The organism is Kitasatospora sp. NPDC004272 (assembly GCF_053603035.1).
In genome coordinates this window covers 33522-54087 of sequence record NZ_JBSGET010000006.1, presented here as the reverse complement: position 1 = coordinate 54087, position 20566 = coordinate 33522, and the positions used below count along the sequence as shown (strand labels likewise).

Below are 20566 nucleotides of genomic sequence, written 5' to 3'. Positions count from 1 at the left end.
GCACCCGCACCCGTACCCGGGCCCGCCCGCACCCGCACCCGCACTCGCACCCGCACCCGCAGGCGCGCGCGGGCGGGCCCCGCACCGTCCACGAACGAGGAGAACCCCGTGAACACGCCCACCGCCCGCCCCGCCCAGCCCTGGTGGCGCACCGCCGCCATCTACCAGGTCTACGTGCGCAGCTTCGCCGACGGCAACGGCGACGGCGTCGGCGACCTCGCGGGCGTGCGCAGCCGCCTGCCGTACCTGCGCGACCTCGGGGTGGACGCGCTCTGGTTCAACCCCTGGTACCTCTCCCCGATGGCCGACGGCGGCTACGACGTCGCCGACTACCGCGACATCGACCCGCTGTTCGGCACCCTCGCCGAGGCCCAGGACCTGATCGCCGAAGCCCACGGGCACGGCCTGCGGGTCATCGTCGACCTGGTGCCCAACCACTGCTCCGACCAGCACCCCTGGTTCCGCGAGGCGCTCGCCGCCGACCCCGGCGCCCCCGAACGGGAACGCTTCTGGTTCCTCCCCGGCCGGGGCGAGCACGGCGAACTCCCGCCCAACGACTGGCAGTCGTACTTCGGCGGCCCCGCCTGGACCCGCACCACCGGCCCCGACGGCGCCCCCGGTGACTGGTACCTGCACCTGTTCGCCCCCGAGCAGCCCGACCTCAACTGGGAACACCCCGAGGTCCGCACCGAGTTCGAGTCCGTGCTGCGGTTCTGGCTCGACCGCGGTGTCGACGGCTTCCGGATCGACGTCGCCCACGGACTCGCCAAGAAGCCCGGCCTGCCCGACGTCGGCCCCGACCCCGACGTCACCGACCTGCCCTACCAGGACGTCGACGCCGTCCACGACGTCTACCGCTCCTGGCGCAAGATCACCGACGGCTACTCCGGCGACCGGGCCTTCGTCGGCGAGGTCTGGCTCCCCAGCCCCGAACAGTTCGCCCGCTACCTGCGCCCGGACGAGCTGCACTCCGCCTTCAACTTCGAATTCCTCTGCTCCGCCTGGGAGTTCGACGCCGTCAAGGACGTCGTCGACGGCACCCTGGCCGCCCACGCCCGGGTCGGCGCCCCGCCCACCTGGGTGCTCTCCAACCACGACACCATCCGCCACGTCACCCGCTACGGCCGCGAAGACACCTCCTTCGACATGGGGAACAAGCGGCTCGGCGCCCCCACCGACCGCGAACTCGGCCTGCGCCGCGCCCGCGCCGCCGCCCTGCTCACCACCGCCCTGCCCGGCGGCGTCTACGTCTACCAGGGCGACGAACTCGCCCTCGGCGAAGTCGAGTCCATCCCCGACGAGCTCATCCAGGACCCCACCTTCGTCCGCTCCGGCGGCACCGACCGCGGCCGCGACGGCTGCCGCGTCCCGCTGCCCTGGACCGCCGACGGCCCCTCGCTCGGCTTCTCCCCGGACGGCGCCGCCGAGCCCTGGCTCCCGCAGCCCGCCGACTGGGCCGGACAGAGCGTCGCCGCGCAGGACGCCGACCCGCACTCCGCGCTCACCCTCTACCGCACCGCCCTGCGACTGCGCCGCGACCGCCTCGCGGCCCTGCCCGAACGGCTCGACTGGCTGCCCGCCGCCCCCGGCGTCCTCGCCTTCACCCGCGACGGCTCCTTCGCCTGCGCCGTCAACTTCACCCCCCACCCGCAGCCACTCCCGCCCGGCAGCACCGTCCTGCTGGCCAGCGCCCCGCTCCAGGACGGCCGACTGGCCCCGGACGCCTGCGCCTGGCTCGACCTGCCCGCCTAGTGCCTAGCGCCTAGTGCCTGACGCGGCACCGGCCCCGAGGGCGGGGCCCGGACCTCCCGCAACCAGGGACGTTCGGCCCCTGCACCCGCCACCCCGCCCCGCCGTACCGTGGAACCTCACCCGTAGGACGGGCCGGCGGGGCCGTGACACCCCGCCGGCCCACCGGGGAGGGGTGTGGCTCCAACTGGACCGGGAGCACGACTCGTTCGTCGGGATGGGGATCTGCGAGTTCGAGCTGGGACCGGCTCCCGCGCTCGGCCCCGACAGGCCGTCGGACATTTCCTGAAGCACCGTCAATTTTCCTGCCGGGTAGCGGAACCGGCTCCCGGAGCCGACCGGAACCCCGTCCGGTGGTGGGACGTTCACGGAGGACCGGGAGCGCCCGCTTTCCGGGCGGAGGTGGGAACGTGGAACTGGTGGTCATCCTGTTGGCCCTGCTCATGGTGGGCGAGCGGCTGTGGCGGTGGGCGGCCGGGGTCAAGGACCGGGGGACGTCGATCTCCCAGGCGGGGCTGGACGACTTCCACGCCGCGTTCCAGGCGTCCAAGCGCGCCCAGATCGAGCAGCGGGAGAGCGAACGGATGCTCCGCGACGAGGAGGGGGACGCCGCGCCGCCCGCGAACCGGGTCGACCTGGTCGGCGGCAAGGTCACGATCACCGTCCGGCCGGACGGCGGACCGGGTGTCAACTCCCTCTTGTAACTTCCAAGTTGCGCATTGACACGGATGTGGCGGCGCGGACACCATGGACGCCGCCCACCGCCTGCCGACACCGCTCCGGGCCGATCGGGAATGGGAGCGCTCCCATAGTTTTCGGGCAGGTCACGGGCCATCCGATCGGCACGCCCCACCCCTACGGCCACCCCCACAGCCGCCCCGGAAGGACGCCATGTCCCGTCCCGCTGCACCCCCGCCCCGCCCGTCGCGCGGCGCCCGCTCCGTCCGCCGGACCGTCCTCGGTCTGTGCGCGGCCGGGGCGCTGGCCGCCGGTGCGCTGCTGCCGCTGCACACCGCCGCCGCCGACGCCACCGCCGCCCCCGCGTACAACTACGGCGAGGCGCTGCAGAAGTCGCTGCTCTTCTACGAGGCCCAGCAGTCCGGAAAGCTGCCCGCCACCAACCGGGTGAGCTGGCGCGGCGACTCCGCGCTGGACGACGGCAAGGACGTCGGACTCGACCTCACCGGCGGCTGGTACGACGCCGGCGACCACGTCAAGTTCGGCCTGCCGATGGCCGCTTCGACCACCATGCTGGCCTGGGGCGGCATCGCCGAGAAGGCGGGCTACACCGCCTCCGGGCAGATGACGTACCTGAAGAACAACCTGCGCTTCGTCGACGACTACCTGATCAAGGCGCACCCCGCCCCCAACGTGCTCTACGGCCAGGTCGGCAGCGGCTCCGCCGACCACGCCTGGTGGGGCCCGGCCGAGGTGCTGCCGATGGCCCGGCCCGCCTACAAGATCGACGCCTCCTGCCCGGGCTCGGACCTGGCGGGCGAGACGGCCGCCGCGCTCGCCTCCTCCTCGATGGTCTTCGCCGACAGCGACCCGACGTACTCCGCGACCCTGCTCACCCACGCCAAGCAGCTGTACTCCTTCGCCGACACCTACCGGGGCAAGTACAGCGACTGCATCAAGGACGCCCAGGGGTACTACAACTCCTGGAGCGGCTACAACGACGAGCTGGTCTGGGGCGCCATCTGGCTCTACAAGGCCACCGGCGACAGCAGCTACCTGGCCAAGGCCGAGAGCTACTACGCCAACCTCTCCACCGAACCGCAGTCCACGATCAAGTCCTACAAGTGGACGATCGCCTGGGACGACAAGTCCTACGGCGCCTACGTGCTGCTGGCCCAGCTCACCGGCAAGCAGCAGTACGTCGACGACGCCAACCGCTGGCTCGACTGGTGGACCGTCGGCGTCAACGGCAGCCAGGTCAAGTACTCGCCGGGCGGCGAGGCCGTGCTCGACTCCTGGGGGTCGCTGCGCTACGCCGCCAACACCTCTTTCGTCGCCCTGGTCTACTCCGACACGCTCACCGGCGACCCCACCCGCAAGGCCCGCTACCACGACTTCGCGGTCCGCCAGATCGACTACGCGCTCGGCGACAACCCCCGCAAGTCCAGCTACCTGATCGGCTTCGGCACCAACTCCCCGAAGAACCCGCACCACCGCACCGCCCACGGCTCCTGGACCGACCAGCTCACCAACCCCGTCGACAGCCGGCACACCCTGATCGGCGCCCTGGTCGGCGGCCCCAGCTCGGCCGACGACTCCTACACCGACGACCGCTCCAACTACGTCAACAACGAGGTCGCCACCGACTACAACGCCGCCTTCACCGGTGCGCTGGCCCGGCTCTACGGCGAGTACGGCGGCAACCCGCTCGCCAGCTTCCCGCCCAAGGAGACCCCGGACGGCCCGGAGATGTCCGTCCAGGCGTCGGTGAACGCCTCCGGCACCAACTTCACCGAGATCAAGGCGTACCTGATCAACAAGTCGGCCTGGCCGGCCCGCGCGCTCAAGAACGCCTCGCTGCGCTACTACTTCACCCTGGAACCCGGGGTCAGCCCGAGCCAGATCACCCTGACCACCAACTACAACCAGTGCGGCACGGTCAGCGGGCCCACGCTCTACTCCGGCTCCACCTACTACGTCACGGTCGACTGCTCCAACACCGTGATCGCCCCGGCCGGGCAGTCCGCCTACCGCAAGGAGGTGCAGTTCCGGATCGCCTCCTCGGGCGCCTGGGACCCCACCAACGACTGGTCCTACCAGGGCATCTCGCTGGTGCCCGGCTCGACGCCGGTGGACGCGGCGAACATCCGGCTGCTGGACGGGGGCGCGCCGCAGTGGGGCGCCGAACCGGGCGGCACCGGGCCGTCCGGCTCCCCGTCGCCGTCCGCCTCGGCCTCCGCCTCGCCGTCCCCGTCGCCCTCCCCGTCCCCGTCGCCGTCCGCTTCGGCTTCGCCGTCCCCCTCGGCGTCCCCGTCCCCCTCGGCCTCGCCGCAGCCGGTCTCCGGGTGCGCGGTGGCCTACAAGGTGAACAGCTGGGGCAGCGGGTTCACCGCCGACGTGACGGTGCGCAACACCGGTAGCGGCACCGTCTCCGGCTGGAAGCTGGGCTGGACCTACCGGGGCAACGAGGCGATCACCAACGCCTGGAACGCCCAGGTGGCCCAGAGCGGTGCGGCCGTGACCGCCACCGACGCCGGGTGGAACGGCACGCTGGCGCCGGGCGGCAGCGCCTCCTTCGGCTTCCAGGCCACCGGGACGCCCGCCGCGCTGCCCGCCTTCACGCTCAACGGCACCGCCTGCACGAACGCCTGACCCGTCCGACCCGTCCGACCCGTCCGATCCGTCCGACCGGGCTCCGTCCCGCGTTCCGTCCCGCCCCCGTCCCCGCCGCCGTGCGGGGGCGGGGGCGTTCGCGTTCGCGGGCGGGGCGCCCGGGGGTGCGGCGATGGCCGGAAACGGTCCGGTGGGGTGGTGCGGCGGGTGGAGGGGCGGTGTCGCGGGCCGGTGGTTCGGGGGCGACTCGGGGCGGATGACTCAAATGCCGCTGGTGGACCGGGTAAACATCGCAGTCCGCAAGATCACCGTATCGAGGTAAATACCCCCTGCCGCGCGGGCGAAGCGCGCCTACGGAGCGTTAGCGTTCCTCAAGATCCGACCGAGTCGCCCACGAGTTCTGCCGATTCGTCATCCTTTCGTTCTCCGAGGATCGTTCGCCCCGCTCGCACCACCGGCGCGCCGGTACCCCGACCGGTCAGCTCCGCACGCCCCGACCAGACCGCCCCCTCCCAGTGAAGGAGTCACGGATGCCCGAGCCAGGGCTCTCCTCTCCGCCCCAGACCGCCGACCCCTTCGCGGCGGCCCTCAGCGCCGTGCTCGCCGCCGCCACCGCGTCTGTCAAGGCTGCCACCGCCACCGCCGCGCCGGTCGCGCCGGTCGCGCCGGCCGTCCGGGAGGAGGGCGCGGCTCCCGCCGAGGCCGCCCCCGCGGTCGAGGCCGAGGCCGCGGCCGCCGACTCCGGGCTCGGGCGGGTCCTGCGCGGCCCCAGCGGGCTCGGCACCGGCGGGCTGTTCCGGGTCGTGCCGCCGCAGCCCGCCGCCGCGGTCGAGCCGCTCGCCGGGCCGCTCGCCGGGCCGGTCGCGGCGGCGGCCCCGGTGGAGGGCATCCCGGTGCCGGGTCTGTACTTCCACCCGATCCCGGAGCCGGACCCGGTCCGGGTGGCGGAGGTCAGCCGCCGGATCAAGGACTGGGCGGTGGACGAGGTCGACCTGTTCCCGGAGGAGTGGGAGAACCAGTTCGACGGGTTCTCGGTCGGGCGCTACATGGTGGCCTGCCACCCGGACGCCCCCACCGTCGACCACCTGATGCTGGCCACCCGCCTGATGGTGGCCGAGAACGCGGTGGACGACTGCTACTGCGAGGACCACGGCGGCTCCCCGGTCGGCCTCGGCAGCCGGCTGCTGCTCGCGCACACCGCGCTGGACCCGCTGCACACCACCGCGGAGTACGCGCCCGGCTGGGCCGAGTCGCTCGGCTCGGACGCCCCGCGCCGGGCCTACCACTCGGCGATGCGGTACTTCACCGAGCTGGCCAGCCCTTCCCAGGCCGACCGGTTCCGGCACGACATGGCCCGACTGCACCTGGGCTACCTGGCCGAGGCGGCCTGGGCCGAGACCGACCACGTGCCCGAGGTGTGGGAGTACCTGGCGATGCGCCAGTTCAACAACTTCCGCCCCTGCCCGACCATCACCGACAGCGTCGGCGGCTACGAGCTGCCGGCCGACCTGCACGCGCTGCCCGGCACCCAGCGGGTCATCGCGCTGGCCGGCAACGCCACCACCATCGTCAACGACCTGTACTCGTACACCAAGGAGCTCGCCAGCCCCGGCCGGCACCTCAACCTGCCGGTGGTGATCTCCGAGCGCGAGGGCCTCTCCGACCAGGACGGCTACCTCAAGGCCGTCGAGGTCCACAACGAGCTGATGCACGCCTTCGAGGCCGAGGCCGCCGCCCTCGCCGCCACCCACCCGGCTCCGCAACTGCTGCGCTTCCTGCGCGGCGTGGCCGCCTGGGTCGACGGCAACCACCACTGGCACCAGACCAACACGTACCGCTACAGCCTGCCCGACTTCTGGTAGCAGCAGCGGATCCGCACCGATGAACACCGATAACCAGTAGGAAACGGATACTTCCTGATGACCAGCACCGAGACCGGCACCGCCGTGTCCCCGTCCGCGTCCGCGTCCGCGTTCGTCCCGTCCCCGGCGACCGCCTACCAGAGCGACATCGCCCGCTACTGGAACAACGAGGCCCGCCCGGTGAACCTGCGCCTGGGCGACGTCGACGGGCTCTACCACCACCACTACGGCATCGGCGAGATCGACGCCGCCGCCCTCGGCACCCCCGAGGACAGCGAGTACGAGAAGAAGCTGATCAACGAGCTGCACCGGCTGGAGTCCGCCCAGGCCGAGGTGCTCCTCGACCACCTCGGCCCGATCGCGCCCGGCGACACCCTGATGGACGCGGGCTGCGGCCGCGGCGGCTCGATGGTGATGGCCCACCAGCGCTTCGGCTGCAAGGTCGAGGGCGTCACGCTCTCCAGCACCCAGGCCGAGTTCGGCAACCGCCGGGTCCAGGAGCTCGGCATCGCCGACCACGTCCGCTCCCGGGTCTGCAACATGCTCGACACCCCGTTCGCCAACGGCCAGATGTCCGGCTCGTGGAACAACGAGTCCAGCATGTACGTCGACCTGCACGACCTGTTCGCCGAGCACTCCCGGGTGCTCAAGGTCGGCGGCCGCTACGTCACCATCACCGGCTGCTGGAACCCGCGCTACGGCCAGCCCTCCAAGTGGGTCTCGCAGATCAACGCGCACTTCGAGTGCAACATCCACTCCCGCCGCGAGTACCTGCGCGCGATGGCCGACAACCGCCTCGTCCCGCAGGCCGTCATCGACCTGACCCCCGACACGCTGCCCTACTGGGAGCTGCGCGCCACCTCCTCGCTGGTCACCGGCATCGAGGAGGCCTTCATCGAGTCCTACAAGGACGGCTCGTTCCAGTACGTGCTGATCGCCGCCGACCGGGTCTGACGCGCCGTCCGCCCGCGGCCGTCCCGGTTCGTCCCCGGTGCCCGAACGGCGCCGGGGACGAACCGCGTCCGGCCGGGTCCGGGCCGGTCAGACGGAGTCCTCCCGGTCCTGGAAGACGTCCGCCCACAGGTCGGAGGCGGCCAGGACCGGGTCCAGCTCCAGCGCCCAGTCGCGCAGCCGGCGCCCGGAGTCGGCGAGCGCCGCCTCGTCCGCGCCGTAGTAGTACGTCGCGTACAGGCGCAGCAGGGCCGCGAGCTGCTCGACCGAGGAGGCCAGCGGGCCCAGGTAGTACGCGTTCTCCCAGCCCTCGGTGGAGTAGCGGGAGACCCGGCCGCTGTCGCCGTCCACGGTGATCAGGGTGAGCCCCCCGTTGTCGGTGGCGATCAGGTAGGCGTGCTCGCCGAGCGCGGCGGAGTCCGGCTCCCCGGGGCTGTGCAGGTGGTCGGTGCGGAACTCGACCAGGCCGCGCTCGGCCAGCGTCTCGGAGCCGAAGTCGAGCAGCGGGTGGTACCGCGCGGGGAAGCCGACCTCGGACAGGAACCGCCGGGTGGGGGCGTGCCGCAGCCCGGCCGGGAGCTCGGCGGGCGGGCGGGTCCACAGCGCGTCGGGGCCGTAGCAGCGGGCCAGCCACGCCCGGTCGGGCCGCCGGGCCTCCGGGGGGAGGGCGGCGGGGGCCGGTGCGGTGACCGCGGGGGCCCGGCGGGTTCGAACGGGGCGGCGAAACCGTCCGCCTCCTCGTCCAGCACGGCCGCGAAGCAGCCCCAGCCGCCGCCGAACACGGCCGGTCCGTCCGGCCCGCCCGGTCCGGCGGGGCCGTCCAGCCGTACGGCGTGCGAGAACTGCGCGGGCGCGGCCGGGAGGAGCGCCCCGCGCCAGCCGGCCGGGCCGTTCAGCGCCGCCGTGCCCAGCTCCGGCAGGTCCTCCGGGAGCAGCGGCTCGCCCGGCTCGTCCGGGTCGTCGGTCACGAACGGGCGGTACAGCCGCGGCCCGGCCAGCACGGTGCCGTCGGCCGGGTCCACCGCGTACGCGTAGTAGGCGTCCTCGTCGTCCGGCTCCGTCCGCTCCGGCCGGGCCAGCACGTACCGCTCCTGCACCGACACCACCGGGGTGCCGTCCCGCTCCACCACCCGCAGCCCCACCACCCGGCCGCCCGGGGCCCGGCAGGCCGCCCGGGCGCCCGGCGGCACCCAGCGCGACCAGACGGTGCGCCACGGCAGCCGGTGCCCGGCACCCGCGAGCAGCTCCGCGTCCGCCGCCCGGCCGTGGCTGACCAGCAGCAGGTGCAGCCAGGACAGCCACTCGCCGTGCCGCCCCGCCGTGGGGCGCACGCCCAGCCGCTCCAGGTGGTGCACGTCCTCGGCCAGCGTGCCGGCCGGCACCCCGTCCGGCCAGCACTCGGCCATGCCGGCCAGCAGCCGCTCCCGGTCCACCCCGGCCAGGAACAGCGGGTCCTCGATCAGCGCGGGCAGCTCGGCGGGCCGGAACGCGCGGTTCGGACGGGGGGTCGGCTCGGGTCCGGTGGTCATCGGCGTGCTCCGTGGTGCGGGTCGGGCGCGGATCGTCGTCGGGAGGGCTGTCCGGTGCGTCCCGCGCGTCCCGCCGCGGGGCGGCCGCCGTCCGGCGCCCGGGTGCCGTCCCGCGCTTCCGGTGCCCGGACACCGTAGCCCACCGCCGCCCCGGCGAGGTTGGAGGGCCGGCGCACCGGACGGGGCCGGCCGGACGCTGTCGCCGGAGTGGGCCGAACGCCCTTCGCGGCGGGCCGCTCGACCGTAGGATCGAGCCGCATCGTCCATCCCGAGGGGGGCCATGACGGACAACGGTGTGAGGTGGACGCGCGCCGCGCTGGCCCAGCTGATCGACCCCGAGGCCCGGCCGGCGGACTCCGGCGGCCACCTGGACGTCTCGGCCGAGGACCGGTCCGACCAGGTGCGCTCCCGGCTGGAGGCCAGGTTCCGCGAACGGCCGGAACTGTCCGCGCTGACGATCCGGCTGGACGGGCAGGACATCGGGATCGCCACCCGCCGACGGCTCCGCGCGACGGCCGGAACCGCCGGTGAGCAGCCCGAGTTCGGCGGCGCCGACCGGGCCGCGCTGCCCGGCCCCTCCCAGCAGTTCAAGGCGGTGCGGTTCGCCTGCCGGTCCTGCGGCGCGACGGCCGTCCGCTCGTACTACGAACCGCGCGACCTGCCGGAGTGCGGCGTCGCCGGACACGGCCCCCTGGAGTTCCGGCGATGAACCTCTCCGACACCCTCAAACCGCCCGCGGAACTCGGCGGCGGCCGACGGTTCTTCCTGGTCGGCTTCCTGCCGACGTACGCGGCGCTGGCCTTCCTGCTGACGCTGGTGTGGGCGGGCGCCCGCGGCTGGGCGGCCCCCGCGGCGGCCGGGCTGAGCTTCAAGGCCGCCTGGGCGACCGCCGGCGAGCTGGGCGCGGGCGAACTGGTCGTGCTGCTGCTCGCCGTCACCCTCCTCGGCGTGCTGCTCAACCCGCTGCAACTCCCGCTGGTCCGCGCCTTCCAGGGTGCCTGGCCCGGCTGGCTCGGCGGCGGCTGGGCCCTGGCCCGCCAGCGCGAGCGCCGGCGCGCCCTCCAGGTGGCCGCGCAACTCCCACAGGGGACGGCGACGTTGACGCCGGAACAGGTCCAACGGGCCGGCGAGGCCGGGTACGAACTGCGCCGCCGCTTCCCGCACCCCGACCACCTGCTGCGCCGCACCGCGTTGGGCAACGCCCTCGCCGCCGCGGAGGACAGTGCCGGACGCCCCTACGGCCTCGACGCGGTCGCGGCCTGGCCCCGGCTCTACCCGGTGCTCGGCCCGGACGTGCGCACCCTCGTCGACGACCGGCGCGACGCCCTGGACGGCGCCGTCCGGATCACCGCCGTCATGACGGTCACCGCCGCCGCGGCCGGGGTGCTCCTGGTGCGCACCAGCTGGTGGCTGCTGCTGGCCCTGCTCCCGCTCGCCGTCGCGGCCGCCGCCTACCGCGGCGCGGTCCAGGCCGCCCTCGGCTACGGCGAGAGCATCCGGGTGGCCTTCGACCTGCACCGGGCGAACCTGCTCAAGGCCCTCCAGTTCGCCCCGCCCGCCAGCCAGGCCGACGAACACGCCCTGCACACCGAACTCAGCGACTTCTGGCGGCAGGGCATCCCGCTCGACCCCGCCCGCACCTACGCCATCGGCGGCGGAAACGGAGGCACCCCGTGACACCCCGCGGCACCGGACGGCGGATCCTCCCGTACTCGCTGCTGGTCGGCCAGGAAGACCTCTGCGCCGCCCTGGAGATCGCCCACGTCGACCCGGCCGTCGGCGGGGTGCTCGCCACCGGGCAGCGCGGCACCGCCAAGACCACCACCGTCCGCGCGTTCAGCCTGATGGTCGCGGGCGAACTCCCGGTGACCCTGCCGATCGGGGCGACCGACGACCGGGTGATCGGCGGCTGGCGGATCGAGAAGCTCATGCAGGGCGCCGCCGAACCGGAGGACGGACTGCTGGTCGAGGCCGCCGACTCGGGCTCCCGGATCCTCTACGTCGACGAGATCAACCTGCTCGACGACCACCTCGTCAACATCATCCTCGACGTGGCCTCCACCGGACTGCTCGGCATCCAGCGGGAGGGCCGGGCCGAACACCGCGAGCAGGTGGACTTCACCCTGGTCGGCACCATGAACCCGGACGAGGGCGGCCTGCGCCCCCAACTCCTCGACCGCTTCGGCCTGGTCGCCGACGCCGCCCCCGAGGAGGACCCCGAACGGCGCCGCCGGATCATCGAGACCGTGCTGCGCTTCGAAGCCGAACGCGACGACCCCGCCTCCGCGTTCATCACCGACGCCCTCGCCCGCGACCAGGCTCGCAAGACCGTTCTCGACGAGGCCCGCCGCCGACTCGGCACCGTCGCCTACGGCGAACGCACCCTGCACGACTGCGCCCGGATCGCCGCCGCCTTCCGCCTGGTCGGCCACCGCGGCGACCTGGTGCTCGGCCGGGCCGCCAGGGCACTGGCCGCGATCGAGAACGCGCCGGCCGTCACCGCCGACCACCTGCGACGGGTGGCCAGACCGGCCCTGGTCCACCGCCGGGCCACCGGAGAATCGGGCACCCTGCCCGCCTGGGGACCCGAACACGACCGCCAGGTCGACGAACTCCTCTCGGCCCCGGCCGGACGGGAACAGTGACCCCGCCCGTGCCCCCGGCCCCCGCCCCGCTCGCCCGGATCCTGACCCTGCTCGACTGCGTGGCGGCCGAACCACGGCTGGGCGGCCTGCTGCTGTTCGATCTGGAACCGGCACTGCTGCCACTGCTCGGACGACTGCTCGCCGAACGGCTGGACGGTGGAGGGACGGACGGGGGAGGGGCGGACGCCGGACGGTCGGACGGCAGCGGCAGTGGTGGCGCGGCCGCCGTGCCGGGGCGGCGGGGGCAGGACCCGTTCGTCGTGCTCGGCGCCTGGACCACCGCCGAGAACCTCTGGCTCCGGACGGCGCCCGCCGCCGACGGCTTCGTCCTGGAACCCGGTGCGCTGGTCGAGGACGACCACGACCGGCCGCCACCGGTCGTCCTGGTGCCCGACCTCCAGCACGCCCCGCTCCCGGTCGTCCACGCCGCCCTCGCCCTGCTCGACTCCGACGCCGCCGCCCAGGAACGCTTCGGCCACAGCTTCCGCTGGGAACCCCGGGCCCGCTGGCTGGCCGCGCTGCCGCGCACCGCAGCCGGCAGCCTCTCCCCGCACCTGCTCGACCGCTTCCCGCTCCGGGCGGACGCGGGCGACCTCGCCGGGGCCCTGACCGCCCTGCGCACCGCCGTCGCGAGGGCGGCCGTCGCCGATGAGTCCGTGGTATCCGGTGCCGAGGGGCTCGTGGCGCCCGACGGCCCGGTGTCGCTGCGCGCCGCGTCGCCTGTCGGGGCCGAGGTCGGCCGTCCGGTGTCCCTCGGTCCCGAGGGCGCTGCCGCCGGCGGGCCCGCGGTGCCCGACGACCTGGCGTTGCTGCGCGCGACGATGCCCGCCCGGGCCGGGGCCGGTCGTCCGGTGCCGCTCGGTGCGGAGGCGGCCGCCCTGGTGGTCGCGCGGATGCCCGGCGGCCCCGGGCACCGGCGGGACCTCGCGTTGGCCCGTACCGCCCGGGCCCTGGCCACGGCGGCCGGAGCCGGGAGCATCGGGGCGGAGCACGTGCACGAGGCGGCCCGGCTCTTCGGTCTGACACCGCCCCGGCCGGCCGCGACGCCCGCCGCCAACGGCCCCGTTCCCGTCCCGCCGTCCGTACTGGAGGGGGCCGCCGAGCCGACCGGGCCGACCGTCCCGGACACCGCTCCTGTCCTGCCGGCCGCCGGGGCGACCGTCGAGCGTTCCGCCGTCGCCGGGCCCGCACCCCGTCCGTTCGCCGCCGGGCCCGCCGTGGTGGCCGACGCCCCCGGGGCCTCGCCGTACCCGGAGGACGACCCGGACGCGCTGCCCCCGTTCGCCTCGCTGCGCGCGGACCACCGCCGCGCCGGCGGCGACCGGCCCGCGGGCGGCCACCGCGCCGGGGTGCGGCCCGCCCGGGACCTCCACGGCCTGGCGCTCGTCCCCACCCTGCTGGAGGCCGCGAAGTTCCGAGCCGTCCGCGCTCCCGGCGGGGCCCGGCTGGCCGTCAGCGCGGCGGACCTGCGCCAGTACCGCCACGCCCGGGACAGCGGCCGCACGCTGCTCCTGCTGCTGGACCACTCCTGCCGGACCGGCTGGGACCCCACCCCCGCGCTGGCCCCGTTCCTGCGCTGGGCGCACCGGCAGAACGCCGCCGTCACCGTCGTCGAGTTCGGCCACCGCGGCGCCCCGACCGAACCGGCCGCCGAACGGTACCGGGCGGCCTCGCTCCTCGACCCGCGGGTCCTCGGCTCCGTCGGACGGGCTCCGGGCCTGGCCAGCCCGCTCGCCCACGCGCTGGACCTGACGGCCCAGGAACTCCGCCGGCTCAAGCGCCGGGCCCGCGGCGGCCACCAGGAGGCGGTGCTGGTGGTGGTGACCGACGGCCGGGGCAACGTGCCGCTCGACGCCAGCCTGCTCGGCCGGGTCACCGCCCGGGTCGGTCGCGAGGGGGTCACCGACGCCCTCGCCGCGGCCGCCGTGGTCCGCGGGCTCGCCCCCGCCCGCACCGTGCTGCTCGCCCCCGAGACCGGCCTGTACCCGGAACTCGTCCACGACCTCGCCGAGCGGCTGGGCGCCGAACTGTTCCTGGAGCCGCTCGACCCGGTCGAAGCCCCCGGCCCGTCCGACCCCGGCCCGTCCGACCCCGGCTCCCGGGTGGGGCGGCCCAGGTGACGACCCGCCAGCCGTCCTCGATGCGCGGACTCCTCGACGCCGACACCGGGCTCCCGGCCCCGCGCCCGGCTCCGCCCCCGGCGGCCGCACCCGAGCCCCCGGACCTCGTGCCGTCCGACCCGCCGGACGAGTTCGACCCCGGCTGGGCCGGTCTCGGCGCGGCCCTGCCCACCGGGACCGCGATGCTCTGCGTCACCGGCAGCGGCCCCGCGGACCGCCCCGGCCTCTCGATGACCTGGCACCACGCCCGGAACGTCCAGTCCGCGCCCAGCCGGCCCGAACTTCCGGAACTCGGACTCTCGTTGAGTCGGCTGATGAAGGAGGCCGGGGAGGCACCGGTCCGGCCCGGACGCGAGGGCCCCTGGGAGGCCGCTTACTACGAGGTGCGCAACTGGTGGCAGTACCAGAGCACCCTGGTCCGCTGGATCCGCGACCTGTTCGCCGCCGAACCCCGCCCCCGGCTCGTCGTCTGGGACAACACCGCGCACAACATCCCCTGGGAGCTGTTCTACCACCAGCCGTCCGCGCACGCCGGCGGCGGACCCGAGGGCTGGCTCGGCGAACTCGTCCCGGTCGTCCGCTGGACCAGCGTCCAGGACGGCCCCCGCGTCGCGGGCTACTCCGCGGCGCAGCACGTCAACACCGGCGGCCTGCTGATGCTGGAGGAGGAGAACCTCGCCATGCCCGTCGACGCCTTCGCCGAGCACCTGCTCGAACCGCCCCACCGCACCGTCGACGCCTTCATGCGGCGCCTCGACCGCCCCGAGGACGGGCCGCTCGGCCTGGTGATGCTCCGCTGCCACGGCTTCTACGCGCCCACCGCGGGCGAGTTCGTCATCGGCGGCCCCTCGCTGAACCGCTTCACCGGCTACCCGATGAAGCGCCTCCAGGAGTTCCGGCCCCCCGTCGTGCTCAACTCCTGCTCCTCCGGGCAGGCCATCGAGGACGACCGGCTGCCCGGCCGGCCGGTGCGCAGCTTCGTCGAACTGTTCCTCCGCCACGGGGCCAGTGCCGTGGTCGCGGTCATCGGCGACATCGACAGCGGCCACTCGCACGACTTCGCCACCCGCCTGCTGCGCACCGCCACCGAGAAGCCCGTCAACCTGGCCGGTGTCCTCCAGGAGCACCGCCGGCACTACCACCGGGCCCTCACCCACGCCCCGTCCGGCCAGGACGCGTCCGCCCAGGACCCGGCGGACCTGGAGGAGAACTACAGGCGCTTCCTGACCAGTTTCCTGTACGTGTACTACGGGCACCCGGACACCACGCTCCACCTCACCCCGCCGGGGTCCGACGGCAGCGGGGGCCCGGCGGAGGGGGCGGAGCGATGACCCACCCCACGGTCGAACTGCGCCCGCTGGTGAGCTGGCCGCACCAGCCGCAGGCCGGACGCAGCTACCTCGTCACCGTCGACGTCGAACTCGCCGGAACCGGCCCGGTACCCGAATGGCCTTACGAGCAGGAGGAGTTCGCGATCGGGTGCATGCTCGCGGGCTGCCCCGGCGTCGAGATCGAGGCCATCGGCGCCACCGCCCTCGTCCTGCACCGCTACGGCGGAACCTACGGCCCGGCCCGCTTCGCGGTCCACGTCGCCGCCGACTTCCCGCCTCCCGAGCCCGAGCCGGCGCGGCTCCGCCTCACCCTGGTCACCGCCGGCGGCATCCCCTTCCGCACCCTCGACCTCCCGCTCGGCACCGACCCGGACGCCGGTGCCGACGAGCAGCCCACCGTCCCGCTCCCGCCCCGCGCGCGGGAGCCGGACGCGCCGGCCCCGGCGGACGGGGCGGAGCCCCGGTACGGGTGGGGGCCGCGGGTCGAACAGGTCGTCGCGGTCACCGTGCCGGAGACCGGGTTCCGCGCCTCGGGCTACGAGATCGCACGGGACCTGGTGCTGACCGTCCTACCGCTCGGGGTTCACCCGGGTGCCGTGCTGTGGGTCCACGAGCCGGACGGGACCGTCCTGGACGCCACCGTCGCGTGGGCCGGGTCCGTCTGGTGGCAGGAGAGCATCGGGCTGATCCACCTCACGGACCGTGCCCCGGGGTCCGTGAGGTGGAGCGCCACCGTCGGCTGGGGGGCGCTGGTCACGGACGGGGAGACGCCGTGCCGGGTGCTGGGCGCGTCCGAACCGTGGCCGATGGACGGTTCGCTGGTGCAGGCGTTCTCCCGGTCCGGCTTCCTCCGGCAGGACGGAACACCGCGGCGGGGCCCCGCGACGTACTCGCTCACCCCGTTCACCTGGGGCGCCCCGGGGGCGGCCGGCAGCGCCGTGTTCTGCGGTGACCTGCTCGCCGGAGTGCTGGTCGGCCACGACCCGCTGCGGGCCGAGGCACGGGTGCTGCCCTGCGCCGAACTGATGGGCGACCCCGCCTTCCGCGAGGTGCTGGCCCGGCACCCGTCGAGGGCCGACCTGCGCCTCGAACCGGTCGAGTGGCAGGAGTGGGCCGACCTGCTCCCCACCCGGGAGCAGCGCGCCTGGCATTCACCGGCCGCACTGCTCCGGGCCCGCAACGAGGTCCTCCCGTTCCACGGCCGGGCCGGCCTGCTCGCCGACCTCGACGGCTGGAGCCGGGAGCCGGGCACCGGGACCGCACTCGTCCACGGCGCCGGCGGACAGGGAAAGACCAGGCTGGCCCAGGAGTTGGGCAACCTCCTCACCGCCGACGGCTGGGCCGTCCTCTGGCTGCGCGGGGACGCCCCCGTCGAGGACCTGGGACGGCTGACGCTGGCGACCGTGCCCGCGCTGGTCGTCGTCGACTACGCCGAGGGGCGGGTCGAACAGGTCACCGGGCTGCTCGCCGCCCTCGCGGCCCGGCGGCCCGGCACCCCGTTCAAACTGCTGCTGCTCGCCCGTACGGCGGGCGACTGGTGGAGCGAGCTGCGGGCCGCCGACCGGGCCGCCGAGGAACTCCTGGAAGCCGCTTTCGTTTTCGAACTTCCTTCACTGGAATATGAGTTGGGATCATTTGGCGCGGAGGAGTACCTGCTCGCCGTGCACGGTTTCGCGGCGGCCCTGCCCGAGGTCATGGGCTGGAGGGGCCACGACTGGCCGGGCATCGCCGAGCGTCTCGTCGATGCCCGGATTTCCGGTGACCACCCCGGAGTCGGGGCCGCCGGAACGATGCTCGCCCTCCACATGACCGCGCTCGCCGACCTGTTGGACACCGCCCGGCGGATCGCGGGCGGGACGGAAGGGCAGGAGGAGACCCGCGGGTCCGAGGACTTCGAGGACCGGCTGCTCCAGCACGAGGAGTGGTACTGGCTGGAACTCGCCGAAGCGCGCGGACTGCGCACCGTGCTGTCGCACGCGGGCCGCTTCGGGGCCCTGGCCGCCGCGTTCATGTTCGGCGCCGAGGACGAGGAGCAGGCCGACGCGCTCCTGCGCCGGGTACCGGGCCTGGCGGGCCTGGCCGAGGAGCAGCGCGCGGCGGTGCGGGCCTGGATCGGCGCCGTCGCACCGTCCGCGCACCCCCGCCCCTGGGACTCGCTCCAGCCCGACCGGCTGAACGAGCGCTTCATCGGCCGCTGCCTCGACGCGGACCCCGGCTTCGCCGACCACCTGCTGCCCGCCGTCTCCCCGGCCCAGGCCACCCGGTTCGTCGGCGTCTGCGCCCGGGCCGCCACCCACCCCGTCTTCGACGACCGGCTCGGGCGGCAGCTCACCGAACTGTGCGTGGGCCACGCCGTCCTCCTCGGGCCGGTGGCCGTCGACGTCGCCGTCCGGACCGAGGACCCCGGCCCGCTGCTGGACGCCCTGCGGCAGATCACCGACCGGCCCGGGACCCCGCTCGCCGAACTGGAACGGCTCGCCGCACGCCTCCCGAAGCAGAGCGAACGGCTGGCCTTCCGGGCGCTCCGGCTCACCGAACGCCTCGCTGCCGAGTACCGCGCGCTCGCCGACACCGATCCCGCCCACCTGCCGCGCCTCGCCGACCACCTCAACGACCTCGGCCTCCGGCTCCTCGGCACCGGCGACCGGGCGGGCGCCCTCGCGGCCACCGGCGAGACCGTGGCGATCCGGCGCGCCCTGGCCGCATCGGACCCGGACGCCCACCTGCCCGCCCTCGCCACCGGCCTCAGCAACCTGGGCGTCCAACTCGCCGAGCAGGGCCGCTTCGACGAGGCCCTGACCGCCACGGAGGAAGCCGTCGCGATCCGACGCGGCTCCGCCGGCCCCGGCGCGGAGCCCGCCTTCGCCGCCGCCCTGAGCAACCTCGGCGTCCGGTACGCCACCGTCGGCCGCCACCAGGAGGCGCTCGCCGCCAGCCGGGAGGCGGTCGACACCTACCGCCGCCTGGCGGACGCGAACCCCGGCGCCCACCTGCCGGGCCTCGCCGGGAGCCTGGTCAACCTCGCCGGGGAACTGGGCCAGAGCGCCGGGCACGCCGAAGCCCTGGCCGTGGCGTCGGAAGCGGTCGACACCTACCGCCGCCTGGCGGAAGCCAACCCCGACGCCCACCTGCCGAACCTCGCCACCGGCCTCGACAGCCTCTCCACCCGGCTCGCCGACCTGGACCGCCACGCCGAGTCCCTGAGCGCCGGCACGGAGGCCGTCTCGATCCGGCGCCGGCTCGCCGCGGCGAATCCCGACGCCCACCTGCCGGACCTCGCCGCCGGCCTCGTCAACCTCGCCGCGGCACTGGTCGAGCGGCGGGAGGAGGCGGCCGCTCTCGCCGTCGTCACCGAGGCGACCGACATCTACCGTCGACTCGCCGAGGTGAGTCCCGCCGCGTACCTGCCCGGGCTGAGCATGAGCCTGGGCAATCTCGCGGCGACACTGACCGCCCTCGGCCGCGGCGCGGAGGCCCTGTCGGCGTTCGGGGAGGCCGTCTCGGTCCGGCGGCAGCTCGCCGCCGCCGATCCCGCCGCCCATCTGCCGGACCTCGCCACGGAGCTCATCGGCCTCGCCGCGCTGCTCCACGGGCAGGGCGAGCAGGAGGCGGCCCTCGCGGCCGCCGCCGAGGGGGTCGACATCCGCCGTCGGCTCGCTGACGCGAATCCCGACGTCCACCTGCCCGGACTGAGAGCGAGCCTGAACCTCCTCGCGACGCTGTCGGGCATGGCCGACCGCGACGCGGAGGACCTCGCGGCGATGGAGGAGTCCGTCTCGGTCCGGCGGCAGCTCGCCGCGGACGACCCCGACGCCCACCTGCCGGCCCTGGCGGCCAGTCTCCTGGTCCTCGCTGACCGGCTGGACGCGAGCGGCCGTGCCGAGGAGGCCGCCCGGGTGCGCGCGGAGGCAGCGGACGTCTACCGTCGAATGGACCCGGAGGCGTTGATACCGGAGGACGTCCGCCGCGGACTGCCCCACCGGGCCGCCATCTGGTACGACCACGGCGGGAGCAGCGCGGGCTGACCCGTCCCCGCTCCCGTCCCGGCCCGCTACCCGGCGGTGTCGTACACCGCCGTGACCGGCGCGTGGTCGCTCCAGCGCTCCGCGTGCGTCGCGGCGCGTTCGACCCGGGCGTCGGTGCAGCGGGCGGCGAGGCCGGGGGTGGCCATGTGGTAGTCGATCCGCCACCCGGCGTCGTTGTCGAAGGCGCGGCCGCGGTAGGACCACCAGGAGTAGGGGCCGTCCTGGTCGGGGTGGTGGTGGCGCAGGACGTCGACGTAGCCGTGCTCGTCCAGGACGCGGGAGAGCCAGGCGCGCTCCTCGGGGAGGAAGCCGGCCTTCTTCTGGTTGGCCTTCCAGTTGCGCAGGTCGGCCTCGCGGTGGGCGATGTTCCAGTCGCCGCAGACCAGCACCTCGCGTCCTTCGGCGGCCGCGCGGGCGCGCAACTCGCCCAGGTGGACGAGGAATTCGGCCATGAAGCGTTCCTTCTCGTCCTGCCGTCCGGTGTCGACCTCGCCGGAGGGGAGGTAGAGCGAGGCGACGGTCAGGCCGGGCAGGTCGAGTTCGGCGTAGCGGCCGGAGAGGTCGAACTCGGCGGAGCCGAAGCCGATCCGGGTGGCGTCGGGGGTGCGGCGGGAGAGCACGGCGACCCCGGCCCGGCCCTTGGCGGCGGCGGGGGCCCAGACGGCGTGCCAGCCGTCGAGGCGGGCCAGCACCTCGGCGAACTGCTCGGGCTCGGCGCGCACCTCCTGGAGGCAGACCACCTCGGACTTGGTGTCGTCGATCCACTCCAGGAAGCCCTTCTTGGCGGCGGCCCGGATCCCGTTGACGTTGACTGTCGTGATGCTTTGCACGCAGTGAGGGTACCGGTTCGCCCGGAAAGCCGGGCATTGCGGGCGAATCGGGACGCCATACCGGGTCGGCGGGCGATCCGCAAGGAACCCTTCTCATTGGTCTTGACCATCTCCCGGGACACCCCCTACTGTCACTTACTGCAAAGACCTTTAATAAAGAAGGACGGATAAAGCCCGCCCCCTCCACCTGCCGAAACGGAGGTGAGCGGTGGACTGTCGTCCCTTCAGGGTGG

At 74.6% G+C, this 20566-nt stretch carries 13 protein-coding genes; 11 read left to right on the top strand and 2 right to left on the bottom strand.

Going from position 1 to position 20566, the window contains the following annotated elements; genetic code table 11:
• The first annotated feature begins 108 nt into the window (after nt 1–108).
• The 5 genes from ACWEO5_RS03880 to ACWEO5_RS03860 all read left to right on the top strand — a co-directional run bounded on the left by ACWEO5_RS03880 (nt 109) and on the right by ACWEO5_RS03860 (nt 7856).
• A complete protein-coding gene (locus ACWEO5_RS03880; RefSeq protein WP_452159832.1) occupies nt 109–1752 on the top strand; it encodes a glycoside hydrolase family 13 protein in 1644 nt (547 codons plus the stop codon).
• A gap of 407 nt (nt 1753–2159) precedes the next feature.
• On the top strand, nt 2160–2453 hold the full coding sequence (locus tag ACWEO5_RS03875; RefSeq protein ID WP_452159830.1) for a DUF6191 domain-containing protein: 294 nt from the start codon (nt 2160–2162) through the stop codon (nt 2451–2453).
• A 187-nt stretch (nt 2454–2640) separates the two neighbouring features.
• Nucleotides 2641–5079, top strand: a complete 2439-nt coding sequence (locus tag ACWEO5_RS03870; RefSeq protein ID WP_452159828.1) for a glycoside hydrolase family 9 protein — start codon at nt 2641–2643, stop codon at nt 5077–5079.
• A gap of 491 nt (nt 5080–5570) precedes the next feature.
• A complete protein-coding gene (locus ACWEO5_RS03865) occupies nt 5571–6902 on the top strand; it encodes a family 2 encapsulin nanocompartment cargo protein terpene cyclase (RefSeq protein ID WP_452159826.1) in 1332 nt (443 codons plus the stop codon).
• Nucleotides 6903–6959: 57 nt separating this feature from the next.
• On the top strand, nt 6960–7856 hold the full coding sequence (locus ACWEO5_RS03860; RefSeq protein ID WP_452159824.1) for a geranyl diphosphate 2-C-methyltransferase: 897 nt from the start codon (nt 6960–6962) through the stop codon (nt 7854–7856).
• A gap of 87 nt (nt 7857–7943) precedes the next feature.
• On the opposite strand, the gene ACWEO5_RS03855 is transcribed toward ACWEO5_RS03860, so the two are convergent.
• Nucleotides 7944–9068, bottom strand: a complete 1125-nt coding sequence (locus ACWEO5_RS03855) for an SUKH-4 family immunity protein (protein WP_452159822.1) — start codon at nt 9066–9068, stop codon at nt 7944–7946.
• Nucleotides 9069–9662: 594 nt separating this feature from the next.
• Here ACWEO5_RS03855 and ACWEO5_RS03850 point away from each other — a divergent pair.
• The 6 genes from ACWEO5_RS03850 to ACWEO5_RS03825 are packed head-to-tail and all read left to right on the top strand — an operon-like array spanning nt 9663 to nt 19503.
• Nucleotides 9663–10091 (top strand): hypothetical protein, encoded by a 429-nt coding sequence (locus ACWEO5_RS03850; RefSeq protein ID WP_452159820.1) that lies wholly within the window; start codon nt 9663–9665, stop codon nt 10089–10091.
• Nucleotides 10088–11059, top strand: coding sequence for a hypothetical protein (locus ACWEO5_RS03845; RefSeq protein ID WP_452159818.1), 972 nt, complete (start codon nt 10088–10090; stop codon nt 11057–11059). The genes ACWEO5_RS03850 and ACWEO5_RS03845 overlap by 4 nt, the downstream gene beginning before the upstream one ends.
• Nucleotides 11056–12027 carry an AAA family ATPase gene (locus ACWEO5_RS03840; protein ID WP_452159816.1) on the top strand — a complete coding sequence of 324 codons (972 nt, stop codon included), beginning with the start codon at nt 11056–11058 and terminating at the stop codon, nt 12025–12027. Before ACWEO5_RS03845 ends, ACWEO5_RS03840 begins: the two co-directional genes overlap by 4 nt.
• 8 nt (nt 12028–12035) lie before the next feature.
• Nucleotides 12036–14147, top strand: coding sequence for a hypothetical protein (locus ACWEO5_RS03835; RefSeq protein ID WP_452159814.1), 2112 nt, complete (start codon nt 12036–12038; stop codon nt 14145–14147).
• A complete protein-coding gene (locus ACWEO5_RS03830; protein WP_452159812.1) occupies nt 14144–15478 on the top strand; it encodes a hypothetical protein in 1335 nt (444 codons plus the stop codon). Before ACWEO5_RS03835 ends, ACWEO5_RS03830 begins: the two co-directional genes overlap by 4 nt.
• Nucleotides 15475–19503: a tetratricopeptide repeat protein gene (locus tag ACWEO5_RS03825; protein WP_452159810.1), complete on the top strand. Its 4029-nt coding sequence runs from the start codon at nt 15475–15477 to the stop codon at nt 19501–19503. Before ACWEO5_RS03830 ends, ACWEO5_RS03825 begins: the two co-directional genes overlap by 4 nt.
• A 26-nt stretch (nt 19504–19529) precedes the next feature.
• On the opposite strand, the gene ACWEO5_RS03820 is transcribed toward ACWEO5_RS03825, so the two are convergent.
• Nucleotides 19530–20333 carry an exodeoxyribonuclease III gene (locus tag ACWEO5_RS03820; protein WP_452159808.1) on the bottom strand — a complete coding sequence of 268 codons (804 nt, stop codon included), beginning with the start codon at nt 20331–20333 and terminating at the stop codon, nt 19530–19532.
• Nucleotides 20334–20566 lie beyond the last annotated feature (233 nt).

Bases quoted from the DNA above. Each gene is read 5' to 3' on its own strand.
- ACWEO5_RS03870 (WP_452159828.1), top strand. From the start codon at position 2,641: ATGTCCCGTCCCGCTGCACCCCCGCCCCGCCCGTCGCGCGGCGCCCGC.
- ACWEO5_RS03865 (WP_452159826.1), top strand. From the start codon at position 5,571: ATGCCCGAGCCAGGGCTCTCCTCTCCGCCCCAGACCGCCGACCCCTTC.
- ACWEO5_RS03860 (WP_452159824.1), top strand. From the start codon at position 6,960: ATGACCAGCACCGAGACCGGCACCGCCGTGTCCCCGTCCGCGTCCGCG.
- ACWEO5_RS03850 (WP_452159820.1), top strand. From the start codon at position 9,663: ATGACGGACAACGGTGTGAGGTGGACGCGCGCCGCGCTGGCCCAGCTG.
- ACWEO5_RS03845 (WP_452159818.1), top strand. From the start codon at position 10,088: ATGAACCTCTCCGACACCCTCAAACCGCCCGCGGAACTCGGCGGCGGC.
- ACWEO5_RS03825 (WP_452159810.1), top strand. From the start codon at position 15,475: ATGACCCACCCCACGGTCGAACTGCGCCCGCTGGTGAGCTGGCCGCAC.